This window comes from Acidovorax sp. 56 (genome assembly GCF_002749705.1).
Classification (GTDB): Bacteria; Pseudomonadota; Gammaproteobacteria; order Burkholderiales; family Burkholderiaceae_C; genus Acidovorax.
The window spans coordinates 4660756-4680756 of the sequence record NZ_PEEV01000001.1; the positions used below are offsets into that span (position 1 = coordinate 4660756).

Annotated in this window: 20 protein-coding genes; 9 read left to right on the forward strand and 11 right to left on the reverse strand. The window is 64.2% G+C overall.

Annotation, left to right across the window (positions count from 1 at the left end):
• Positions 1-61: 61 nt before the first annotated feature.
• Entirely contained in the window at positions 62-703 is a 642-nt protein-coding gene (locus CLU88_RS20670) for a trimeric intracellular cation channel family protein (RefSeq protein ID WP_099658206.1), read from the reverse strand.
• Between the two features lie 449 nt (positions 704-1152).
• Between CLU88_RS20670 and CLU88_RS20675 the strand changes: the two genes are divergently transcribed.
• Both CLU88_RS20675 and CLU88_RS20680 read left to right on the forward strand, forming a co-directional pair.
• Positions 1153-1512: a DUF6232 family protein gene (locus CLU88_RS20675; RefSeq protein ID WP_099658207.1), complete on the forward strand. Its 360-nt coding sequence runs from the start codon at positions 1153-1155 to the stop codon at positions 1510-1512.
• Positions 1513-1646: 134 nt separating this feature from the next.
• On the forward strand, positions 1647-2099 hold the full coding sequence (locus tag CLU88_RS20680; RefSeq protein WP_143226058.1) for a hypothetical protein: 453 nt from the start codon (positions 1647-1649) through the stop codon (positions 2097-2099).
• Positions 2100-2551: 452 nt separating this feature from the next.
• Here the strand turns inward: CLU88_RS20680 and CLU88_RS20690 are convergent, their stop codons facing one another.
• The 4 genes from CLU88_RS20690 to CLU88_RS20705 are packed head-to-tail and all read right to left on the reverse strand — an operon-like array spanning position 2552 to position 7154.
• Entirely contained in the window at positions 2552-2932 is a 381-nt protein-coding gene (locus CLU88_RS20690) for a hypothetical protein (RefSeq protein ID WP_099658209.1), read from the reverse strand.
• On the reverse strand, positions 2929-3777 hold the full coding sequence (locus CLU88_RS20695; RefSeq protein WP_099658210.1) for a hypothetical protein: 849 nt from the start codon (positions 3775-3777) through the stop codon (positions 2929-2931). Before CLU88_RS20695 ends, CLU88_RS20690 begins: the two co-directional genes overlap by 4 nt.
• 39 nt (positions 3778-3816) lie before the next feature.
• A complete protein-coding gene (locus CLU88_RS20700; protein ID WP_099658211.1) occupies positions 3817-4995 on the reverse strand; it encodes a PepSY domain-containing protein in 1179 nt (392 codons plus the stop codon).
• 35 nt (positions 4996-5030) lie between these two features.
• Positions 5031-7154, reverse strand: coding sequence for a TonB-dependent siderophore receptor (locus tag CLU88_RS20705; RefSeq protein WP_099658212.1), 2124 nt, complete (start codon positions 7152-7154; stop codon positions 5031-5033).
• Positions 7155-7371: 217 nt separating this feature from the next.
• On the opposite strand from CLU88_RS20705, the gene CLU88_RS20710 reads away from it, so the two are divergent.
• Positions 7372-7662 (forward strand): hypothetical protein, encoded by a 291-nt coding sequence (locus CLU88_RS20710; RefSeq protein WP_099658213.1) that lies wholly within the window; start codon positions 7372-7374, stop codon positions 7660-7662.
• Between the two features lie 92 nt (positions 7663-7754).
• On the opposite strand, the gene CLU88_RS20715 is transcribed toward CLU88_RS20710, so the two are convergent.
• The 3 genes from CLU88_RS20715 to kefC form a co-directional block, all read right to left on the reverse strand.
• Positions 7755-8762, reverse strand: coding sequence for an integron integrase (locus CLU88_RS20715; protein ID WP_099658214.1), 1008 nt, complete (start codon positions 8760-8762; stop codon positions 7755-7757).
• Between the two features lie 680 nt (positions 8763-9442).
• Positions 9443-9739 carry a YciI family protein gene (locus CLU88_RS20725; RefSeq protein ID WP_099658216.1) on the reverse strand — a complete coding sequence of 99 codons (297 nt, stop codon included), beginning with the start codon at positions 9737-9739 and terminating at the stop codon, positions 9443-9445.
• Positions 9740-9837: 98 nt separating this feature from the next.
• On the reverse strand, positions 9838-11745 hold the full coding sequence (gene kefC / locus CLU88_RS20730; protein WP_099659048.1) for a glutathione-regulated potassium-efflux system protein KefC: 1908 nt from the start codon (positions 11743-11745) through the stop codon (positions 9838-9840).
• Positions 11746-11951: 206 nt separating this feature from the next.
• Between kefC and CLU88_RS20735 the strand changes: the two genes are divergently transcribed.
• The 3 genes from CLU88_RS20735 (at position 11952) to CLU88_RS20745 (ending at position 13904) form a co-directional block, all read left to right on the forward strand.
• Complete coding sequence (locus tag CLU88_RS20735) at positions 11952-12590, forward strand: LysE family transporter (protein WP_099658217.1); 639 nt, start codon at positions 11952-11954, stop codon at positions 12588-12590.
• A 135-nt stretch (positions 12591-12725) separates the two neighbouring features.
• Positions 12726-13346: a ParA family protein gene (locus tag CLU88_RS20740; RefSeq protein ID WP_099658218.1), complete on the forward strand. Its 621-nt coding sequence runs from the start codon at positions 12726-12728 to the stop codon at positions 13344-13346.
• A 93-nt stretch (positions 13347-13439) separates the two neighbouring features.
• Positions 13440-13904 carry a MaoC family dehydratase gene (locus CLU88_RS20745; RefSeq protein ID WP_099658219.1) on the forward strand — a complete coding sequence of 155 codons (465 nt, stop codon included), beginning with the start codon at positions 13440-13442 and terminating at the stop codon, positions 13902-13904.
• A 204-nt stretch (positions 13905-14108) separates the two neighbouring features.
• On the opposite strand, the gene CLU88_RS20750 is transcribed toward CLU88_RS20745, so the two are convergent.
• Entirely contained in the window at positions 14109-14423 is a 315-nt protein-coding gene (locus tag CLU88_RS20750; RefSeq protein ID WP_099658220.1) for a DUF4148 domain-containing protein, read from the reverse strand.
• Between the two features lie 229 nt (positions 14424-14652).
• Between CLU88_RS20750 and CLU88_RS20755 the strand changes: the two genes are divergently transcribed.
• A complete protein-coding gene (locus tag CLU88_RS20755; protein WP_369827677.1) occupies positions 14653-15615 on the forward strand; it encodes a LysR family transcriptional regulator in 963 nt (320 codons plus the stop codon).
• Here CLU88_RS20755 and CLU88_RS20760 read toward each other — a convergent pair.
• Both CLU88_RS20760 and CLU88_RS20765 read right to left on the reverse strand, forming a co-directional pair.
• Complete coding sequence (locus CLU88_RS20760; protein WP_099658222.1) at positions 15612-16112, reverse strand: tRNA (cytidine(34)-2'-O)-methyltransferase; 501 nt, start codon at positions 16110-16112, stop codon at positions 15612-15614. The two genes, CLU88_RS20755 and CLU88_RS20760, sit on opposite strands and share 4 nt — an antisense overlap.
• A 213-nt stretch (positions 16113-16325) precedes the next feature.
• A complete protein-coding gene (locus CLU88_RS20765) occupies positions 16326-18146 on the reverse strand; it encodes an ABC transporter transmembrane domain-containing protein (RefSeq protein WP_099658223.1) in 1821 nt (606 codons plus the stop codon).
• Positions 18147-18489: 343 nt separating this feature from the next.
• Here CLU88_RS20765 and CLU88_RS20770 point away from each other — a divergent pair, with 343 nt between their 5' ends.
• Complete coding sequence (locus CLU88_RS20770; RefSeq protein ID WP_099658224.1) at positions 18490-19260, forward strand: ABC transporter ATP-binding protein; 771 nt, start codon at positions 18490-18492, stop codon at positions 19258-19260.
• A gap of 1 nt (position 19261) precedes the next feature.
• Positions 19262-19972, forward strand: coding sequence for an ABC transporter ATP-binding protein (locus CLU88_RS20775; RefSeq protein WP_099658225.1), 711 nt, complete (start codon positions 19262-19264; stop codon positions 19970-19972).
• Positions 19973-20001 lie beyond the last annotated feature (29 nt).

Genomic DNA, 20001 nt, shown 5'->3' on the forward strand with positions numbered 1-20001 from the left:
TTACGGCGTTGGCCCTGGCGGGGGCGTTGTTTCGCGGCACGCAGGGGCTTTGTGCGCCGCTCTACACCCGCCACGCGGGCAACTGCCAATTGCGCCACAAGGCCAGGCCGCGCAGCCCGGCCGTCACCAGCACGCAGGCCAGCAGCGGGCTCACCACGGCGCCATCGGCCTGGCGCAGCGCCATGTCGGCCCAGCCCCCGGCAAAGGCGCACAGGGCATAGGGGCGGTGGTCGCTGAAGGCCTGGGGCACCTCGTTGCACAGCACATCGCGCAGTACGCCGCCAAACACGCCGGTGGTCACGCCCATCATCACGGCAATCAGCGGGGGCATGCCCACGGCGGCGGCAATGTCCACCCCCACGGCGGCAAACAGACCCAGGCCAATGGCGTCGGGCAGCAGCATGGCGCGCTCGGTGGGCTCAAAGTGGCGCTGGCGCATGAACAGCATGGCTGCCATGCTCAGCCCCAGAATGCCCCAGACAAACTCGGTGTGGCGCACCCAGAAAAAGGGGCGCTGGTCCAGCAGCAGGTCGCGCAGCGTGCCCCCGCCAAAGGCCGACACAAACGCCACCACGCACACCCCCACCGCGTCAAAGCGCTTGCGCGCCGCCATCATCACGCCCGACAGGGCAAAGGCCACGGTGGCAGCCACTTCCAGCGCCAGGCGCAACAGTTCAATCCAGGGGGCATCGGTCCATTTCATGCCCGCGATTGTCGTGCGTCGCTGTGCAGCGTGGGCCTGCCTTGCGAGTGCGTGGGTGGTTTTGCTATTCAATTTATAGCTTCTTGCGCTTTGTGGATAAGCGCTAGGGGCTGATTTGGTTTGATGTTTGCTCCGCTCCCCACTGGTAGCAGAGTGGCGCCCAGCGCCACCACGCAGCCCACCACACCTAGCCAGTCCGCCCAGCCGTTTGGCCCGCCTCGGATTTACCTCTGCCAGGTTGGCGGGCATGTGGGAACAGAGCGGACTGAAGTCGCTGGGCCTACCAGTTTCGGTAGCTGCGATATGTAAACGAACTGTTACCATTTGTAGGGCCCGTTGGCTCGGTGGAGTTGAAGCCCGGGGCGGTGGCATTTGCTCCTTGGCTATAGCCGGATGCCCCCCGATGGGAGCCAGGACAACTGTCAAACCAATCTAGAGAGGAACAGCAAATGGATGAGAAGGTCTTTTTTCAGCACGACGGCGTCAAAGTCACCAACGCCCGCTTTGTTGTGGACGCGCAAACTTTTGCCATGAGCAATGTCACGTCCATCAAGCCTGCAACAGAGGCACCTAGCCGACTGATGCTGATCGTCGTGTTGATTGTCGGTCTCATGATTGCTTTGAATTACCTCTGGTTCGGCATTGCTGTGGTCGCTGTCGCCGCGTTTCTGCTCTACAACCAAAAGACCTATTTCCACATCTTTTTGAACACCGCAGGGGGCGAAACCAAAGCGCTTTCCACCGTGGACAAGGAGTACTTCAACCAGGTGATTGCGGCACTGAACCAAGCCATCGTTCATCGGGGCTGACGCGCATGCTCAAACAGACACTGATAGCTGCGGCGGTGTTGCTCTGTAGCCAGACATGGGCAGTCAACAAATGCACTGGAGCGGATGGGCGGCAGGTCTATCAAGACGCGCCCTGTGCAGGCCAGGGCACAAAAATGGACATCCGCCCCTCCACTGGCACGCCAGACCCATCTCAACAAGCGGATGCCCAGGCCAAGCGCGCAAAGCTCAAGCTCGACAACGAGATGGCCGAGGCGATCCGCGCAAAGCGGCCGATGGTGGGGATGACGAGTGCGCAACTCCAAGAGGCCATGGGCCAGCCTACCAAGGTCAATGCCAACAACTATGGCGGCACGCAAGCGGACCAGGTGATTTACGAGCGCTCAAACGAGACTTGGCTGGTGTACACGCGCAACGGCGTCGTGGAGTCGGTGCAGCACCGGCCGGGGGCGCCTACAGGGTCGGCCCCCGCGCGCGCAAGCGGCCCTTGTCCCTCGCAACACGATATCAACAACGCTATCACGGCTGCATCCAGCATCTCGCTGTCAGAGGCGGAACGGGCCGAACGTTGGAGAAGTATCCGAGTGATGCAAACATGCGGGAAGTGATCTTCCTCAAAGTCGGGGCTCCTGGTGGCGCGAATCGGAATCGCGCCAAATAAAGTGGCGCGAAAGGAGTTTGCGCGCCACTTTAGAACCTGTTCAAGATCTTTTTGGGGTCGCACAAGTGCTTTGCCGGGATGGGCTGCTAGGCGCAGCGCTTGCCAATAGCCCGTGCTATTGGCAAGCGATGCAACAACGCAGACCGACCGGCAAGGCACTTGCCCTACGGGTTGGAGTGAAATCGGGTGATTGAATGCCCTGGCTGCTTGCATGGGCACGAGCCCATGCGGCGCATCCGAGGCATCCACTCATCCCGATTGCACTCCAATGCGATCCTCCAAAAAGATTTGGAACAGGTTCTTAGGAGCCTACTTTCTCTGTACATGCATTGGCCAGGGCACGACAGCGCGGTCTGGGGTTTTGGGTTGCTATGAAATAAATAGCTGTTTGCGCTTGTTTTACAAGGCTTTCAAGCCAATAGGTAGCAGCGCGGCGCCCAGTGCCACCACGCAGCCCGCCACCCCCAGCCAGCCTAGCCGTGGGGCCCACAGGCGGGTGGCTGCGGGCCACTGGTTCATGGCGAGCACCAGGGCGCCGCCCAGCACCATCCAGGCGGCTGCGACCAGGGCGAGTGCATCCACCCACTGCCCCGTGGCCAGGGCGGTGCCGCCTTGGAGCAGCAGGGTGGCCAGCGCCACGGTGCGGTGGCGGTTTAGGGGGCTGCGCGGGGCATCGGCAGGCTCGCCCCACGCACGGGTCGATGTGGCGTGTGCCCAGGCCGACAGCCCCAGCAGCGATGCCAGCACAGCGCTCAGGTGTGCGAAGTCGGCCAGGGTCATGCGGTGCTTTCTGTGCCGGGGCTGGCGCGAGACGCGTCCCCCAGGTGCCGTGCCGCGCCCAGGCGCGTGCGCACCGCCATGGTCTTTCCCTCCGTCCACAGTGGCTGCCACAGACACAGCGCGGTGGCCACAGCCCATTGCGGCAGGCCTGATTTGTGGGCCAGGCCCGCACAGGCAGCGCCAGCCAGCAGCCACAGCGCGGTGGCCCAGCGGGGCCACCAGTGCCGCAGCGTGGCCGCTGGCAGTGCGAGAAAAAAGGCGATGAGCAAGCCCGCCATGCCCGAAGGGCGCGCCGCCCCGGTGGCCACGATGTGCCCGAGCCTAAAGGACTCCAGCGCCAGGGCCGCCACCAACACAAAGGGCCAGTGCGGCCAGCCCGCCAGGCGCTGCCACCACGGGGCGCGGGTGGACGGACCCGCCGCCACGGCTCCGGCGGTCTTGCTTGAAGTCTTGCCAGTGGCCTTGCCTGCAGCCCGTGGCGCTTGAATGCGTGCCGGGGTGATGGTGGCTGCCAGCCCCGCGCAAGCCAGGGCACAGGCGGCTAAGCCTGCCAGCACCGACCCTGCCAGCGATGTGCCCAGCGCCCACCCGCCCAGCCCCAGGGCCAGCAACGCGGCGGCGGCCACACCCAGGGCCACGCGCCACTGCACCCGCGGGCGCAGTGTCACGGCTGCGGCAGACAGTGCCAGCCAAAGGCCAAGCAACACCCACACCGTCCAGACGGGGCGCTGTGCAAGGGCGGGCCAGTGCGCCAGGATGGGCCCCAGGTGCAGCGCCATGGCCCCCACCAATGCGGCGGCCAGGGTGGCGTGCAGTGCCAGGTAAAAGCGGGTGGGTCGGTTCATGGGGCCGTGTGCAGGGGCGATGTGTCAGGCGATGGATGGTCAGGGCGCGGCAGCGTCTGCCGTGGCACGCCCAGCGGTCCGTGCCGTGTGCGCAGGCACGGCCGTGCGGCGGCGCTGCTGGCGTGAATCCAGCCAGATCAGGGTGCCAGAGATGGACAAAAACGCGGGCGTCATGCCCAGCACAAAGTAGAGCCACTTCAGCGTGAGCCCGCCAAAGTCGCCAAAGTGCAGGGGCTCCATCAAGCCATTGAACTGCGACCAGAACCCCTGGGTGCGCGGGTCGTGCACGCGGGTGATGGCGCCGGTGGCGGCATTGGCCTCCACCCTGGCCGTGCTCAGCAAATGCCCTTGCAGGCTGCCGGTGAAGGCCACGCTGGCGCTGGCAGTGCCCCAGCGCTGCAGCGATGCATAGCGCGCTTGCAAACCCGGGGCCGCTTGCTGCGCAGCGGCGTACAGCGCATCCAGCGACACCATGGGCGCCGGGGTGGCCGCCGCCGCAGCAGCCGCTTTGCGAGAGGCCGCCGCTGCACTGTCGGCCGCTGTCTGTGGGGTGGGTGCGGTCAGGTACTTGAAGCTCTGCTCAAACAGCGGCGCCAGCCCCATCCAGGCGCCCGTGCCCGCAATCAGGATGTGAAAGCCCAGGCCCCAGATGCCCACGCATTTGTGCAGGTCCGACATCACCACGCGCAGGCTGCGGCCCCAGCGCTGGGTGAACAGCTCTGCCAGGATCTTGCGGTGGATGACGATGCCGGTGGCAATCAACACCAGCATGGCCGCCCCCAGAAACCCCACGATCCACCGGGGCCCGAAGAACAGGAACACGTGCAGCATGCGCAGGTACTGGCCGAGCTGGCTGTCCACCGGGCCCACCACCGCGCCGGTGTCAGCGCGCAGCGCGACCTTGGTGCGGGTGGTGGCCGGTGCCCCAGGCTCGCGCACAAAGGCGAAGTAGTGGGGGTTGATGGCGTCGGGCAGCGCAATCGTCTCCACCATGGCGCCGGGGTAGCGGGCCTGCAGCTGCGCCAGCACGGTGTCCAGCGGGGCGGGCGTTTCAGCACGCGGCAGCTGCGCCAGCGACGGGTTGGCCCACAGGTCGATCTCGTTCTTGAACACCACCACCGCACCCGAGAAGCACACGATGAACATCAGCAACCCCGTGACGATGCCCGCCCAGGAGTGCAGGACAAAAAGGCGGTTCAGGGTGCGCTGGCTGGTCATGGGCGGCTTGCGGGCAGGGTCGGTCGCGGGCAGGGTCAGAAGAAGTACGTCAGCCCCACGCTGAAGTTGCGCGGCAGCGAGGGCGAGACCACGTTGGCGTTGATGGCGCCGTCGTAGTACGCCTTGTCGAACAGGTTCTTCACACCGGCGGTGATGCGGTAGTTCTCGCCCACGTAGCTGACGGACAGGTCGGCCACAAAGTACGACGGCAGCGTGAAGGGGTAGGAGCCGATCTGCTCGCTCACATACCGCCCGCCCATGCCCAGCGTCACACGCGGGGCCTGCGGCAGCTTGTAGGTGGCCCAGGCGGTGAGCGTGTGGCGCGGCGTGAGGTTCAGCGGCAGGCCCACGATGGCGGCGTTGTTGTCGCGCGTGACCTTGGTCTGCGTGTAGGTGTAGGCGCTGGTGAGCTTCCAGCCATTCTTCAGGTCGGCGCCCAGTTCGGCCTCCAGGCCGCGTGCGCGCTGCTGGCCCGTGGCCACGCTGAAGCCGGTGTTCACCAGGTCGGCCGTGGTCACGTTGTTGCGCACCAGGTCAAACACGGCGAGCGCGCCGGTGAGCTGGCCACCGGGCGCCTCGTACTTCACCCCGGCCTCCCATTGCTTGCCTGTCTCTGGCACAAACGGCGTGCCGCCAAACGTGAGGCCCGACACCGGAAGGAACGATTCGCCATAGCTGCCATACGCCGACCAGCCGGGCTTGAACTCATACACCAGGCCCGCAGACAGCGTGGTGGCGCTGTCCCTTTGGCGGTTTTGTTTGGCGGCCACCCGGTCATCGATGTCGTTGGTCGACCAATCGCGGCGCAGGCCCACCAGGGCCGTCCAGCCCTGGCCAAACTTGATCTGATCTTGCGCATACAGGCCCATCACGTTGAGTTTTTCGGGCGCATCGCTGGTCAGGTTGACGGGGCAGGTGGCGGCCACGCCATAGACCGGGTTGAACAGGTTGAGCGCGCCAATGGTGCAGCGGCGCTGCCCCTGGTAAGAGTGGCCAGAGCGCACGTCCAGCCCTGTCACCAGCTGGTGTTTCACGCCCAGCGCCTCAAAGCGCGACAGCAGCGAGGTGTCGGTGGCCAGCAGGTCGTAGTCCATGTACTGGCGCGTGGCCTGGCGGTTCTGCAGCCGCTGGTTGGCTTGCAGTGCCTGGTTGGAGACGAAATTACCCGTGCCCTTCTCGCTCTCGTAGCGCACGTTCTGGCGGAAGGTCATGGTGTCCGACAGCTTGTGCTCCAGCGCATAGCCCACAGTGGTGCTCTCCACGTCATACCCCCCAAAGCTCGGGTCGCCCGTGAACAGGGTGACGGGCAGCGTGCCGTTGCGGTTGGGCAGCAGCGTGCCGTAGGGCGTGATGCCCTGCTGGCGCATCCACTGGCTTTGGCTGTAAGTGGCAAACAGCACCAGGTCGGTCTGCGCGCCCAGGTCGATGGAGAGCGACGGCGCAAACCACCGATCCTTGCGGTAGACGAACTGCGTGGGGTCGTCGGCGTTGGAGACCTGCGCGTTGATGCGCAGCGCTGTCTTGCCCGATTCAGACAGTGGCCGGTTGATGTCGGCCTGCAGCGTGCGCTGGCCAAAGCTGCCCACTTCCATGCCCACTTCGCTCAGCGCCTCCTTCTTGGGCCGCTTGCTCACCGCGTTGACGATGCCGCCCGGCTGCACCTGCCCATACAGCACCGAGGCCGAACCCTTGAGCACCTCAAACCGCTCGTACCCATAGGGCTGCAGCTTGGCCCACATGCCCGGGCTTTGCACCAGGCCGTCGACCAGGATGGATTCGGTGGAGCGAAAGCCCCGGATGTTCAGGTCATCAAACCCCCGGCGCCCAAAGTTGACCGGGCTCACGCCCGCCACCGTTTGCAGCGCCTGCTGCACGTTGGTGATCTGCCGCGACTCCATCTGCTCGCGCGTGACCACGCTGACCGACTGCGGCGTCTCCAGCCGCCGCATGGGCGCTTTGCTGGCCGTCTGCGCCTCCACCGGGGCAAAACCCATGTCTTGTTCGGTGCTGGCGTTGATGCGGACTTCTTGAAGTTGGGGGGCCGCGTCGGTGGGCGGTGTTTGTGCTGCGGCGGCTTGTGCCAGGCACAAAGCGATGGGCGTCAGCGCAAAGCGGCGCGTGATGCGGGAAGGCCGAAGGGCCAGAGGAGGCAGGGACATGAGCGGTTCCGAGGCAAGAGCAAGAGCGCGGGCTTGCGTGGTCGGAACGCTGGCTGGCGGGACAGAGCGCGAAGGGTGTAGACCCTGCGCTAGAGGGAGTGCGTGATTCTATCTTTAATTGAGAATGGTTCTTGTTGGTGGTCTTGCCGATTGCTGTGCTGTGGACTGTGCTGAGGCAGAATTCGGCCAGTAGCAGTCATTGATTAGGAGCGAGGCGATGGGAAGAGAAATTTTGAGAGTGCCGCTGGGCTTTCAGCACCCAAAAGACAATGAGGGCGAGTACATCGCAGGAGCACACCTTGAACAGCTGTGGTACACGGACGAAACGCTGAAGACGGCTTATCAAGTCTACGAAAACATCAGCGAAGGAAGTCCTGTCAGTCCAATCTTTCCGACAGTGGAAGAGTTGAGGGAGTGGCTCGTCAACCAAGGGTTTTCGTACGAGCAAGCATTGGATTTCTGCGCTGCCGGTCATATGCCTTCGTTTGTGGTTCGCACGTCCAAGTGAAGCTCGCTCATATGAGCGGCTGCTTGTAGGACGTTGCTAGTTCCGGTCAGGGCCCTGAGCCGCCAACCAGCTAGAAGCTCCAAAGCCGTCACTCAGGCAGGCCGCAGCTGCAAGGCCAAGGAGTCCAACGGGCTGGCGGTTCCTGCGGCAGCGACTTTCAGGACATGGGTATAGATCATCGTCGTACTCACATCCGAGTGCCCCAGCAACTCCTGCACCGTGCGAATGTCGGTGCCCGACTGCAACAAGTGCGTGGCGAAGCTGTGGCGCAAGGTGTGCACAGAAACGGGTTTGCAAATGCCCGCCTGTGCCACAGCCTTCTTCAGTGCGCGCTGCAATCGCTCCTCATAGACGTGATGCCGCCGCCAAACACCCGTGCGAGGGTCCACCGACAGGGACGAAGCGGGGAACACCCAGAACCATCCCCAGCGCTGCCCCACGCCGGGGTATTTGGTCTCCAATGCATGCGGAACGTCCACGCCACCGCACTGCGCTTGCCGGTCTTGCTCCCACAGCGCGCGTGCAGCCAGCACCTGTTGGCGCAGCTCGGCTGCCAGGCTGCGCGGCAGCATCACAACCCGATCCTTGTCGCCCTTGGCTTGCCGTACCACGACCACCCCACGGTCAAAATCTACGTCCTTGACCCGCAAGCGCAGGCCTTCCATCAGCCGCATGCCGGTACCGTACAGCAGTCGGGCCAGCAAGGCTATATCGGTCGGCAGCGCCAATAGCAGAGCAGCCACCTCATCTACCGTCAAAACCGAAGGAATGCGCTTGGGCGTGCGCGGGCGCTGCACGCCATCGAGCCATGGCAGGTCCATGCCCAACACCTCGCGGTAGAGGAATAGCAGTGCACTCAACGCTTGGTTGTGTGTGGCAGCCGCCACCCGCCGCTCGTTAGCCAACATGGCTAGAAAACCTTCGATTTCTAGCTGCCCCATGTCTCGTGGATGCCGCAAGCCGTGCCATTTCACGAACATGCGCACCCACTGCACGTATGCCTGTTCGGTGCGCAGGCTATAGTGCTTGTAACGAATTCGCTCACGGACCTGGTCCAGCAACCGTGTGGCGCGCAACACAGGAGGGGAGGCGGGTTTCATGGCTGAATTTAGTACTGTTTTTTTGTACAGCATACGCGCCGTCAAGCTAGGCTACAAGCCCTTTTCCGCGTTTTTTTCGCGCCAATTTAGACCGCAAGCGCCAGATATGGTCTGCGGCTTGGTGCGGTCTACATTACGTTGGGCCTAAAGAGAAATGCAGCTCTGTCATGAATATGTCTATTCTTTTTGACCCTGAGCCAATTCAATGGGGCTTAAGGGGTGACCCTTGTCTCTGGCGGGAAATGGCAGAGCAATTTCAAGGCATTCCCCTTCCTGAGTCATCCCACGAATTGTCGTCTTTGCTTGAGGAAACCTTTCTAAAGCTCACTGGCTACCCCGTGTCGCATCAGAAACACTTCAGAGTAGAACGGCACGCTCATGGCGGAATGTCCTCAGGCGGCATAGCAACAGAGTTCTGGCGTGAGCGTGGCATTCCGTTGCTACTATCAAGGTTCGCGGCCCAACAAGGCGTTCAACGCGACGGCTTCGCCGCGCGTTAACTTAGGCGTTGAGCGTCCGCTTCCATTCGCTTCCACCGGCTGCTCCTGGCCGAATTCTGCCCCACGACTTACCGAGACCAAGGTTTCCTCTGATGGCCTTGTAGGCGCAGCCAACGGGGTTTCAAGGCGCGTTGGCGCAATGTGATGGCAAGGGCTGAAGCGCCTTTTCAACGGGCCCGGTCAGATCAGCACCTTGCGTGCGTCGTTGGCCTTGGACCAGTGCAGGATCTCGTAGCTCTGGCGCAGGCCTGCCGTAAAAAATGGGTCGGTCTGGAGCAAGGCCTCGATCTGGGCTTTGGATTCGGCCTCTGCGAGCCACAGTCCGCCCTTCGGAACCGCCCCGTGCTCGGCGCGCAAAGAGCCGCCCACGGGGATGATGTCTTGGTGCGCCTCCAGCCACGCAATGTGCGCTGGGAGTTGGGCGGCGCGGATATCGCCACAGCCGGGCTTGTCGGTGAGGATCACGGCAAAGAGCATGGGGTGCGGGTGGGTTGGCGAAGCAACTGCGGCGTGGCAAGCCAGGCGGTGTTAATTTGCTATTAGAAATATAGCTGCTAGCGCTTTGTAAATGCGCCCTATAGCCTGTTTTTATCTGAATGATTGGCATGGGCAGGCTCACCGCCTTCCTCCGCCTCTTCCACCCCGCCATACCCCGGATACGCCGCGCCTGATGCATGCAGCGCCGCGCTCTCCTGCCGCTCTTTGGCCATCTGCTCGGCCAGTTGGCTGCGGCCTTCGCGGGCCACGGCGATGTATTTGGCCTGGTCTTTGTGGTGCGGGTACATGCGGTCGGCCAGGGCGATGTTGTGTTTGCGGAAGCGGTCGGTGAAGGTTGTGGCCTCGGCGGCGGAGAGGCCCATCAGCTCCAGCACGGTATGCGCGCTTTTGAGGCTGGCCTCGAACAGCTCACGCTGCACCAGCGTCACGCCCAGGTCGCGCAGCTTGTTCCAGTGGGTGATGTCGCGGGCGCGCGCCACGATCTGCAGGTGCGGAAAGTGTTCGCGCGCCAGCTTGGCGATTTTGAGGGACTGCTCGGGGTCGTCCACCGCCACGACCAGGATGCGGGCGCGCTCAGCCCCCGCGATGCGCAGCAGATCGAGCCGTGTGGCGTCGCCATAGAACACGCGGTAGCCAAAGGTGCGGGCTACCTCCAGCATGTCCACGCTGTGGTCGAGCACGGTGGTGTGGATGCCTTCGGCCAGCAGCACGCGCGAGACGATCTGCCCGTAGCGGCCGAAGCCCGCGATGATGATGGGCGCCTCTTGCGGCTCGGAGATTTCTTCGGCCTGGGGCGTGATCTTGAGGCGGGCGTAGCGGCGCAGCAGCACGCGGTCCAGCATCACCAGTAGCAGCGGGCTGATCAGCATCGACAACGCCACGGCGCCGATGAGCAGCGAGGCGGTTTCTGCCGCAAACACGTTGGCACCAGCGGCGGCTTGGAACACCACAAATGCAAACTCGCCGCCTTGGGCCAGCAGCAGGGTGAACACGGGGCGCTCTTGGTAGGGGATGTTGACCAGCTTGGCCAGCGTGTAGATGACGATGGCTTTGGCCGCGAGGAAGCCGACCAGGATGGCTGCCATGAGGGCTGGTGAGCGCAGGATGACGCCAAAGTCGATGCTCATGCCCACGGCGATGAAGAACAGCCCGAGCAGCAGGCCTTTGAAGGGCTCGATGTCGGCCTCCAGTTCGCGGCGGTATTCGCTGTCGGCCAGCAGCACGCCCGCCAGAAAGGCGCCCAGCGCCATCGACAGGCCCACCAGCACCATCAGGTAGGCGATGCCCACCACCAGCAGCAGCGCGGCGGCGGTGAAGATTTCGGGGGTTTTGCTCTTGGCGATCCAGCGCAAGAGGGGGCGCAGCAGCAAGCGCCCGCCCAGGATGATGGCGCCGATCACGCCGACGATCTTGAGGGCTTCGAGTGCCACATCGGTGGGCGTGTGGCCTGCACCTTCGCCCGCCGCTGCGCCCAGGATGGGCAGCATCGCCAGGATGGGGATGGCCGCCACATCCTGGAACAACAGGATGGAAAACCCCGCTTGCCCGCTGCTGGTGCGCATGAGGTTGCGCTCGGCCAGCACCTGCAGCGCGATGGCGGTGGACGACAGGGCCAGCCCCAGCGCGCCCACCAGGCTGATGCGCCAGGGCAGCCCCGCCAGCCAGCCCAGTGCAAACAGCGCCGCCGCGCAGCCCAGCACCTGGGCGGTGCCGGTGCCAAAAATGGGGCGGCGCAGCGCCCACAGGCGGCTCGGTTGCAGCTCCAGCCCCACCAGAAAGAGCATGAGCACCACGCCAAACTCGGCAAAGTGCAGGATGTCTTGCACATTGCTCACCAGCCCCAGCCCCCAGGGGCCGATGGCAATGCCTGCGGCCAGGTAGCCAATGATGGAGCCCAGGCCCAGCGCCTTGGCCAGGGGCACGGCAAGGACGGCGGCGCTCAGGTACAAAAAGCCGTAGGTGAGCCAGGTGGGTGCGTGTTCCATGGGGCGGGCGGTGGTGCGGTGGTGTGGGTGGAAGGGGCGGGTGCTGCAGAATTTTGGCATCTGCGCAGCATGGTGATTTTCTGCTATTTATTCAGTAGCGTTTCGCGCTTTGCTGGCTTGCTGCAAGGCGGATTTTGATCCTGGTCTGGATGCGCAAACTGGCGCTATGATGCAGCCCCTTCATCTCCCTCATTGCGGTGCACCCCATGGATTTGCAAACCTGGCTGGCTTTTTTTGCGGCGTCTTGTCTGATTGCGGTGTCGCCGGGCTCTGGCGCGGTGTTGTCGATGAGCCATGGCCTGTCGTTCGGGGTACGCAAGACCAGTGCCACCATTTTGGGCCTGCAGCTGGGCTTGCTGCTGATTTTGCTGATCGCCGGGGCGGGCGTGGGCTCGCTGCTGCTGGCGTCTGAGGTGGCCTTCAGCGTGGTGAAGGTGGGCGGCGCCTGCTACCTGATCTGGGTGGGCCTGAGCCAGTGGCGTGCGGGCGACCGCTCGCCCATCCACGGCGACGAGGCAGCGCCCGCAGGCCCCTGGACCAAGCGCTGCCTGACCGGCTTTTTGACCAACGCCACCAACCCCAAAGGCATCATCTTCATGGTGGCCGTGCTGCCCCAGTTCATGACCGACACGCGCCCGCTGTGGACGCAGCTGCTGGTGATGGCCGTGACCACCATGGCCGTGGACGTGGTGGTGATGCACGGCTACGCTGCAGGGGCCAGCGCGCTGCGCCGCCTGATGCGCAGCGCCCGCGCCGTGCGTGTGCAAAATCGGGTGTTTGGCGGCCTGCTGATGGCTGTGGGCGCAGGGCTGTTCTTCGTCAAGCGTGGCGGGCAGCACGCCTGAGGCCTGGGAGGCCCCTGCCATCAGTGGCTTGGGTCTACTTTTTGCTATTGATTTTGTAGCTGCTAGCGCTTATCCATAAAGCGCTAGCGTCGAATTTGTTTGTTATTTTTCGCATCCCGTCACAAGGAGATCGATATGCCAGTGGTTGTTGTTGCCAATCCCAAGGGCGGTGTGGGCAAGTCCACCCTCTCGACCAACGTGGCGGGTTACTACGCCAGCCGGGGGCACCCGGTCGTGCTGGGTGACATTGACCCGCAAAAATCTGGCCACCTGTGGCTGAGCCTGCGCCCCGCCAACGTGGCCGCCATTGGCCGCTGGGATACCGACGCCGACGCGCTGGCCAAGCCGCCCAAGGGCACCACCCATGCGGTGCTCGATACGCCTGCCGGCCTGCACGGCAGCGCCCTCAAGGACGTGCTGAAGATCGCTGACAAGGTCATCGTGCCGCTGCAGCCCAGCATTTTTGACATCTACGCCACCCAGGCGTTTTTGGACAAGCTGCGCGAGCACCGCCATGCAGCGGGTGTGCAGGTGGGCATTGTGGGCATGCGCATTGACGAGCGCACCCGCTCGGCCGAGCAACTGCACCATTTTGTGGAAGGCCTGGGCCTGCCGGTGTTGGGCTATGTGCGCGACACCCAAAACTATGTGCACCTGGCTGCCCAGGGGCTCACGGTGTTTGACGTGGGCAGCACCACCCGCGTGGCGCGCGACCTGGAGCAGTGGCAGGGCATTTGCAACTGGCTGGACGCCTGATAGAGTTTGGAGCGCTGAACGGGGGCAGGCCCGCCCTCTGTTCCTGTCGCGTGGCAGACAAGGGCCGTAGAAGGCCAGCGCTACATTGGGGCGATGAAAATCTTTCGCTCTTACACCGAAGTCAGCGCTTGCGTGGGCCAGGAAGTGGCCGTGACCGACTGGATCACCATCACGCAAGAGCAGGTCAACCTGTTCGCCCAGGCCACGGGCGATCACCAGTGGATCCATGTGGACCCTGAGCGCGCCAAGGCCGGCCCGTTTGGCGCACCCATTGCGCATGGCTTTCTCACGCTGTCGTTGATTCCGAAATTTTTTGAGCAGGGCCTCACCATCGAAGGCGCCCGCATGGGCGTGAACTACGGGCTCAACCGCGTGCGCTTTACGGCGCCGGTGCCGGTGGGCAGCCGCCTGCGGGCCCGCTTGGTGCTGCAGGCCGCCGAGCGCATGGAGCCGGATGGCATGCAGATGACTTGGCTGGTGACGGTGGAGCGTGAGGGCAGCGACAAGCCTGTGTGCGTGGCCGAGTCGCTGGCGCGCAACTACGGCGCAGCGCCTTGAGTCTTGGCGGCTGGGCCGCTGAGCAGTTCATCCGTTAATCCGTTGAGCGTTGGCCTGCAGGCCAAGGCCGCAGCGCTCGCTTACACAGCAAAAAAGGCCTGCCGGGCAACCCGGGCAGGCCTTTTTGACGCTGGTGCAGTGGCGTGGACCGTTTGTGGGCAGATGCTGCGCCGGTCCTCGACTGCGTTGGCGTTGTGCGGGCGCTTATTCGGCGCTGGAGGTACGGCCCGCCTTGGCTGCGGCCATGGCGTCGTTGCGTGCATCGGTGCGGGCCAATGCAGAGCCGTTGACGTTCAGCGGCGCAGGCACGTTGTACCACTCGGAGTCTTGGGGCAGGGTGCCTGCGGCGCGGGCGGCCACCAGCTCGGCCACCACGGCTTCGCGGGTCAGGGTGCTGCTGGCTTGGGTGCTCAGGGGGTAGTTGTTCCAGTTGCCATCGCTGGGCAGGACCGAGTCGGCTTGTGCTGCAAAGGCGCTCAGGGCGAGGGTGACGGCGGCGAGGGTGCGGTACGTGTTCATGAGGATTCCTTCAAAAGTTGGGCTTTTCTTCAGACCCACCCCGGTGCACAGTGCGCCGGCGGGGCCTGCCTCGGTGAGTGTCCGTAGCGGTGTCGCTCATCGATGGGGTGAACTTTATCTAGGGTTATCCCTTTGAAAAATAGCATCCTTGGCAATGAATAATTCGCAAAACAGAAATAATCCAACCTTTGGCTAAAACATAATTTCCCAAATGGATAGGCTTCTGACCATGCGTGTTTTCCAGGCCGTTGTGGACGAAGGCGGCTTTGCCGCTGCCGCACGGTGGCTTGAACTGTCGCCCCCGGTGGTGACGCGGCTGGTGGCTGACCTGGAGCAGCACCTGGGCACGCGGCTGCTGCAGCGCACCACGCGCAAGCTGGCCCTGACCGAGGCGGGCGACGCCTACCTGGCACGGGTGCGCAGCATCCTGCATGAGATTGAAGACGCCGAAGCGGCAGCGGCCGCCAGCACGCGCGACCTGCGCGGCACCATCCGCATCGTGGCGTCGCCGGTGCTGGCCACCAACTTCCTGGCACCACTGCTCAGCGAGTGGCATGCGCTGCACCCCCGGCTGATGCTGGACATTGACATCGACGCCTATGCCTCCAGCCGGGTGGACGAGTTTGATGTGACCTTCATGGTGGCGGCCGAGAACTTCGATGCCAACATCGTCGCCCGCCCCTTGATGCAGGGCGAATCCATCGTGGTGGCAGCCCCTGGCTACCTGGCGCGCAAGGGCTTACCGTTGCCTGAGCAGCCCCAAGACCTGTTGCAGCACGACTACCTGCGCGATTCGGGCATGGCAGCGCGGGCCCATCCAGGGTTGGGCCGCAAACTGCGGCTGTCGCATGTGGATGGGCTGCAGCCCCCGCAAGAGCTGGACGTGCCGTCGGTGGTGCTGCAGTCGATCAGCACCGAGGTGCTGATGCGCGCCGCGGTGGACGGCATGGGCGTGGCCGTGGCGCCGCGCCTGCTGGCGCATGAGTACCTGGCCCAGGGCGAGCTGGTGCAGTTGCTGCCGGGATGGATCTACGCACGCTACACCGTGTATGCCGCACTGCCTTCTGGCCGCATGCTGCCTGCGCGCACCAAGGTGTTTCTGGACTTTTTGAGCGAGCAGGTGCGCAAGTCAATGGCAATGCGCAAGCAGATCGAGAGCTACCCCGGGCTGCCCGCTGGCGAGTCGGCTTAACTTCCGGCGGCCACCTCTGGTGCGGGGGGCTGGGGCATCGCAAACTGGTTTTGCCGCCAGGCCTCAAACACCGTCACTGCCACTGCGTTGGAGAGGTTGAGGCTGCGCTGCCCGGCCACCATGGTCAGGCGCAAGCGCTGGCTGGGGGCAAAGGTCTCGCGCAGCTCGGGCGCGAGGCCACGGGTTTCCGAGCCAAACACCAGCCAGTCTCCGGGCTGAAAGGCCGTGTCGTGCACGCCCTGCGTGCCCCGCGTGGTGAGTGCGAACATGCGGGCCGGATCGGGCTTGGCATCGCTCAAAAACGTGGCCCAGTCGCGGTGCTTGAGCACCTGGGCGTACTCGTGATAGTCCAGCCCTGCGCGGCGCATGAGGCGGTCTTCCATGGAAAAGCCCAGCGGCTCCACCAGGTGCAGCGTGCACCCGGTGTTGGCCGCCAACCGGATCACGTTGCCGGTGTTGGGGGGGATTTCGGGCTCGACAAGAACAATGTGAAACATGCCGCTATTGTCGTTGCCTAGGAGTCTGCGCGGCAGAAGGCATCGAAGCGAAACGCGCGAAAACCGAGGATCGCGTGGTGCTACCGACAAGCCCAGGGCGGCCCCCTGGGCGCAGGAGGTAGTACCGCGCGAGACCGGTTTATCGCACGTTGCAGCCGATGCTCCTTCTGCCGCGCAGACTCCTAGCGGGCTGCCTCATCCCACGCGGCTCACTCAGGCCGTGAACTGCAGCTTGGCCAGCTGGGCATACACGCCCTGGGCGTCCAACAGGCTGGCGTGGGTGCCTTGCTCAACGATGCGGCCGTGCTCCAGCACCACGATGCGGTCGGCGTTTTGCACCGTGGCCAGCCGGTGCGCAATGACCAGGGTGGTGCGCTGCCCGGTGTGGCGCTGCATGGCGGTGTCCAGCGCGGCTTGCACCATGCGCTCGCTCTCGGCATCGAGTGCGCTGGTGGCTTCGTCCAGCAGCAGCAGGGGCGGGTTCTTCAAAATGGCACGGGCAATGGCAATGCGCTGCTTTTGCCCACCCGACAGGCGCACGCCGCGCTCCCCCAAAAAGGTGTCGTAGCCCTGGGGCAGGGCCATGATGAAGTCGTCGGCAAAGGCGGCCTGGGCGGCGGCCTTCACTTCTTCCGGGGTGGCATCTGGCTTGCCGTAGCGGATGTTCTCCAGCGCCGAGGCGCCGAAGATCACGGCGTCTTGCGGTACGGTGGCAATGTGGCTGCGCAGCGTGGTGAGTGCCAGGTCGCGGATGTTCACTCCGTTGAGGAAAATGCCCGACGGCGCAGCGTCATCGTGCGGAGCTTGCGCGTCGTAGAAACGCTGCAGCAACTGAAACACCGTGGTCTTGCCCGCGCCGCTGGCGCCTACCAGGGCCACCGTTTCACCGGGTGCCAGGGTGAGTGAAAAATCGGCCAGCGCAGGCTGGTCGGGACGCGACGGGTAGCGAAACTGCACCGAGGCAAAGTCCACCGCCAGGCCCCGGCCGGTGTGCGGCAGCGGCAGGGGCGATGCGGGCTCTGCCACAGGCGATTGGGTGGCCAGCAGCTCCATCAGCCGTTCGGTGGCTCCAGCGGCGCGCAGCAGGTCGCCATACACCTCGCCCAGCACGGCCACGGCGCCTGCCAGCAGCATCACGTACACCACGGTTTGCCCCAGGTGCCCGGCGGTCATCTGGCCCGCCAGAACGGCCTGTGTGCCACGGTATAAGCCCCACAGCAGCAGGGCCGCGTTGGCGATGATGATGAAGGCCACCAGCACGGCGCGTGCGCGGGTGCGCTGCACGGCGGTGGAGAAGGCGCTTTCGGCCGCCCCCGCAAAGCGGGCGGACTCGCGCTGCTCTGCGGTGTAGCTTTGCACCACCGGGATGGCGTTGAGCACCTCAGCCGCAATGGCGCTGGAGTCGGCCACGCGGTCCTGGCTGTCGCGCGAGAGCTTGCGCACGCGCCGCCCAATCCACATGGCGGGCAGCACCACCAGCAGCACGGCCAGCAGCACCACCGACATCACATAGGGGTTGGTCCACACCAGCATGCCCAGCGCGCCAATGCCCATCACGGCATTGCGCAGTCCCATCGACAGCGACGAGCCCACCACGGTTTGCACCAGCGTGGTGTCGGCCGTGAGGCGCGACAGCACCTCGCCGGTCTGGGTGCTTTCAAAGAACTGGGGGCTTTGGCGCAGCACGTGGCTGTACACCGCCTGGCGCAGGTCGGCCGTCACCCGCTCGCCCAGCCAGCTCACGGCATAAAACCGGGCGGCAGAAAAAACACCCAGCCCTACGGCCACCAAGAACAGCGCACCAAAGTGTCCGCGCAGTTCCATGGCCTGGCTGGCGCGGTCGCCCGCGACCAGACCTGTGTCGATCAAATCGCGCAACGCCAGCGGAAATGCCAGTGTGGCCAGCGCGGCCAGCACCAGGCACAGCAGCGACCACGCAATGCGCGCACGGTAGGGCTTGAGAAAGGGCACAAGCCCGGTGAGCGAGCGCGGTGCACCGCGTGCGTTGCCAGCGGGGGCAGTGGGTGTGGCCATGGGGTATGGGATGGACAGAGGGGCTGTGAAGGGCGGGGCTGTGTGCCCCGCGTGATGGCGCATGGTAGGGCGATCAGGTGTTGCGCGGGTGTCGCCAGATATCGGTAGATGTCAATTCATGTCGCTATGTATCGCTGCGTGTCATTGCCCATCGCTGTGGATCGGGGTGCGCTGGGCGCGAGGGTGAGGGCATAGGGTCTGTGTCTAGGCATTAATACATAGGCATTAGTACCAGTATCTGCCAACCACGGTCGGGGCATACGATGCACCACAGCAAAGCGGCTTCACGCCAGCCTTTGCGCAAGTCAGTTTTCATCCCGCACCATGGAGTGACCCAGGCGCAATGAGCGATGTGATCCTTGAAACCCAGAGCCTGACCAAAGAGTTCAAAGGCTTTACCGCCGTCAGCAATGTCAACCTTGCGGTGCGCCGGGGCTCTATCCATGCGCTCATCGGTCCCAACGGGGCGGGCAAGACGACTTGCTTCAATTTGCTCACCAAGTTTCTGGTGCCCACCTCCGGGGTGATCCGCTTCAACGGGCGCGACATCACGGCAGAGGCCCCTGCGCAAATTGCGCGCCGAGGGGTGATTCGCTCCTTTCAGATTTCGGCGGTTTTCCCTCACCTCACGCTGCTGGAGAACGTGCGCCTGGGCCTGCAGCGCAAGCTGGGCACGTCGTTCCACTTTTGGCGCAGCGAGCGCAGCCTGCAGCAGCTGGACGAGCGCGCCATGCAACTGCTGACCGAGGTAGGCCTGGATGACCTGGCCGACGAGGTGACCGTGAACCTGCCCTATGGCCGCAAGCGCGCTTTGGAGATCGCCACCACGCTGTCGATGGAGCCCGAGCTCATGCTGCTGGACGAGCCCACACAAGGCATGGGGCACGAGGATGTGGACCGGGTGACACAACTCATCAAAAAGGTCTCGGCCGGGCGCACCATCTTGATGGTGGAGCACAACATGAAGGTGGTCTCCACCATTGCCGACTGCATCACGGTGTTGCAGCGTGGCGCTGTGTTGGCAGAGGGGCCGTATGCCGAGGTCTCCAGCAACTCGCAGGTGATGGAGGCCTATATGGGCACGACAGATGGCCAACTCCAAGGGGCGCATTGACATGGGTACCCCTGCACTGGAAATCAAGAACCTCGAAGCCTGGTACGGTGAGTCACATGTGCTCCACGGCGTGGACATTGTCGTGCAGCCTGGCGAAGTGGTCACGCTGCTGGGCCGCAATGGCGCAGGGCGCACCACCACCATGCGCGCCATCATGGGTCTCACGGGGGCCCGCAAGGGCTCGGTCAAGATCAATGGGATAGAGACCGTGGGCATGCCCACGCACCGCATTGCCCACCTGGGCGTGGGCTATTGCCCGGAAGAGCGGGGCATTTTCTCCAGCCTGTCGTGCGAGGAAAACCTGCTGTTGCCACCGGCTTTGAAGACCGGCACACCAGGCATGTCGGTGCCCGAGATTTACGCCATGTTCCCCAACCTGGCGGAGCGGCGCAATAGCCAGGGCACGCGCCTGTCGGGCGGCGAGCAGCAGATGCTGGCCGTGGCCCGCATTCTGCGCACGGGCGCCAATTTGCTGTTGCTCGATGAAATCTCGGAGGGCCTGGCCCCTGTCATCGTGCAGGCCCTGGCCCGCATGATCACCACGCTGCGCCAAAAGGGCTACACGGTGGTGATGGTGGAACAGAACTTCCGCTTTGCTGCACCGCTGGCAGACCGTTTTTATGTCATGGAGCATGGGCGCATCGTGGAGCAGTTCGGGGCCGACCAGCTGCAGGCCAAGATGCCCGTGCTCAACGAGTTGCTTGGGGTTTGAATCCCCCTGCCGCCGCCTTTTGCAGAGTC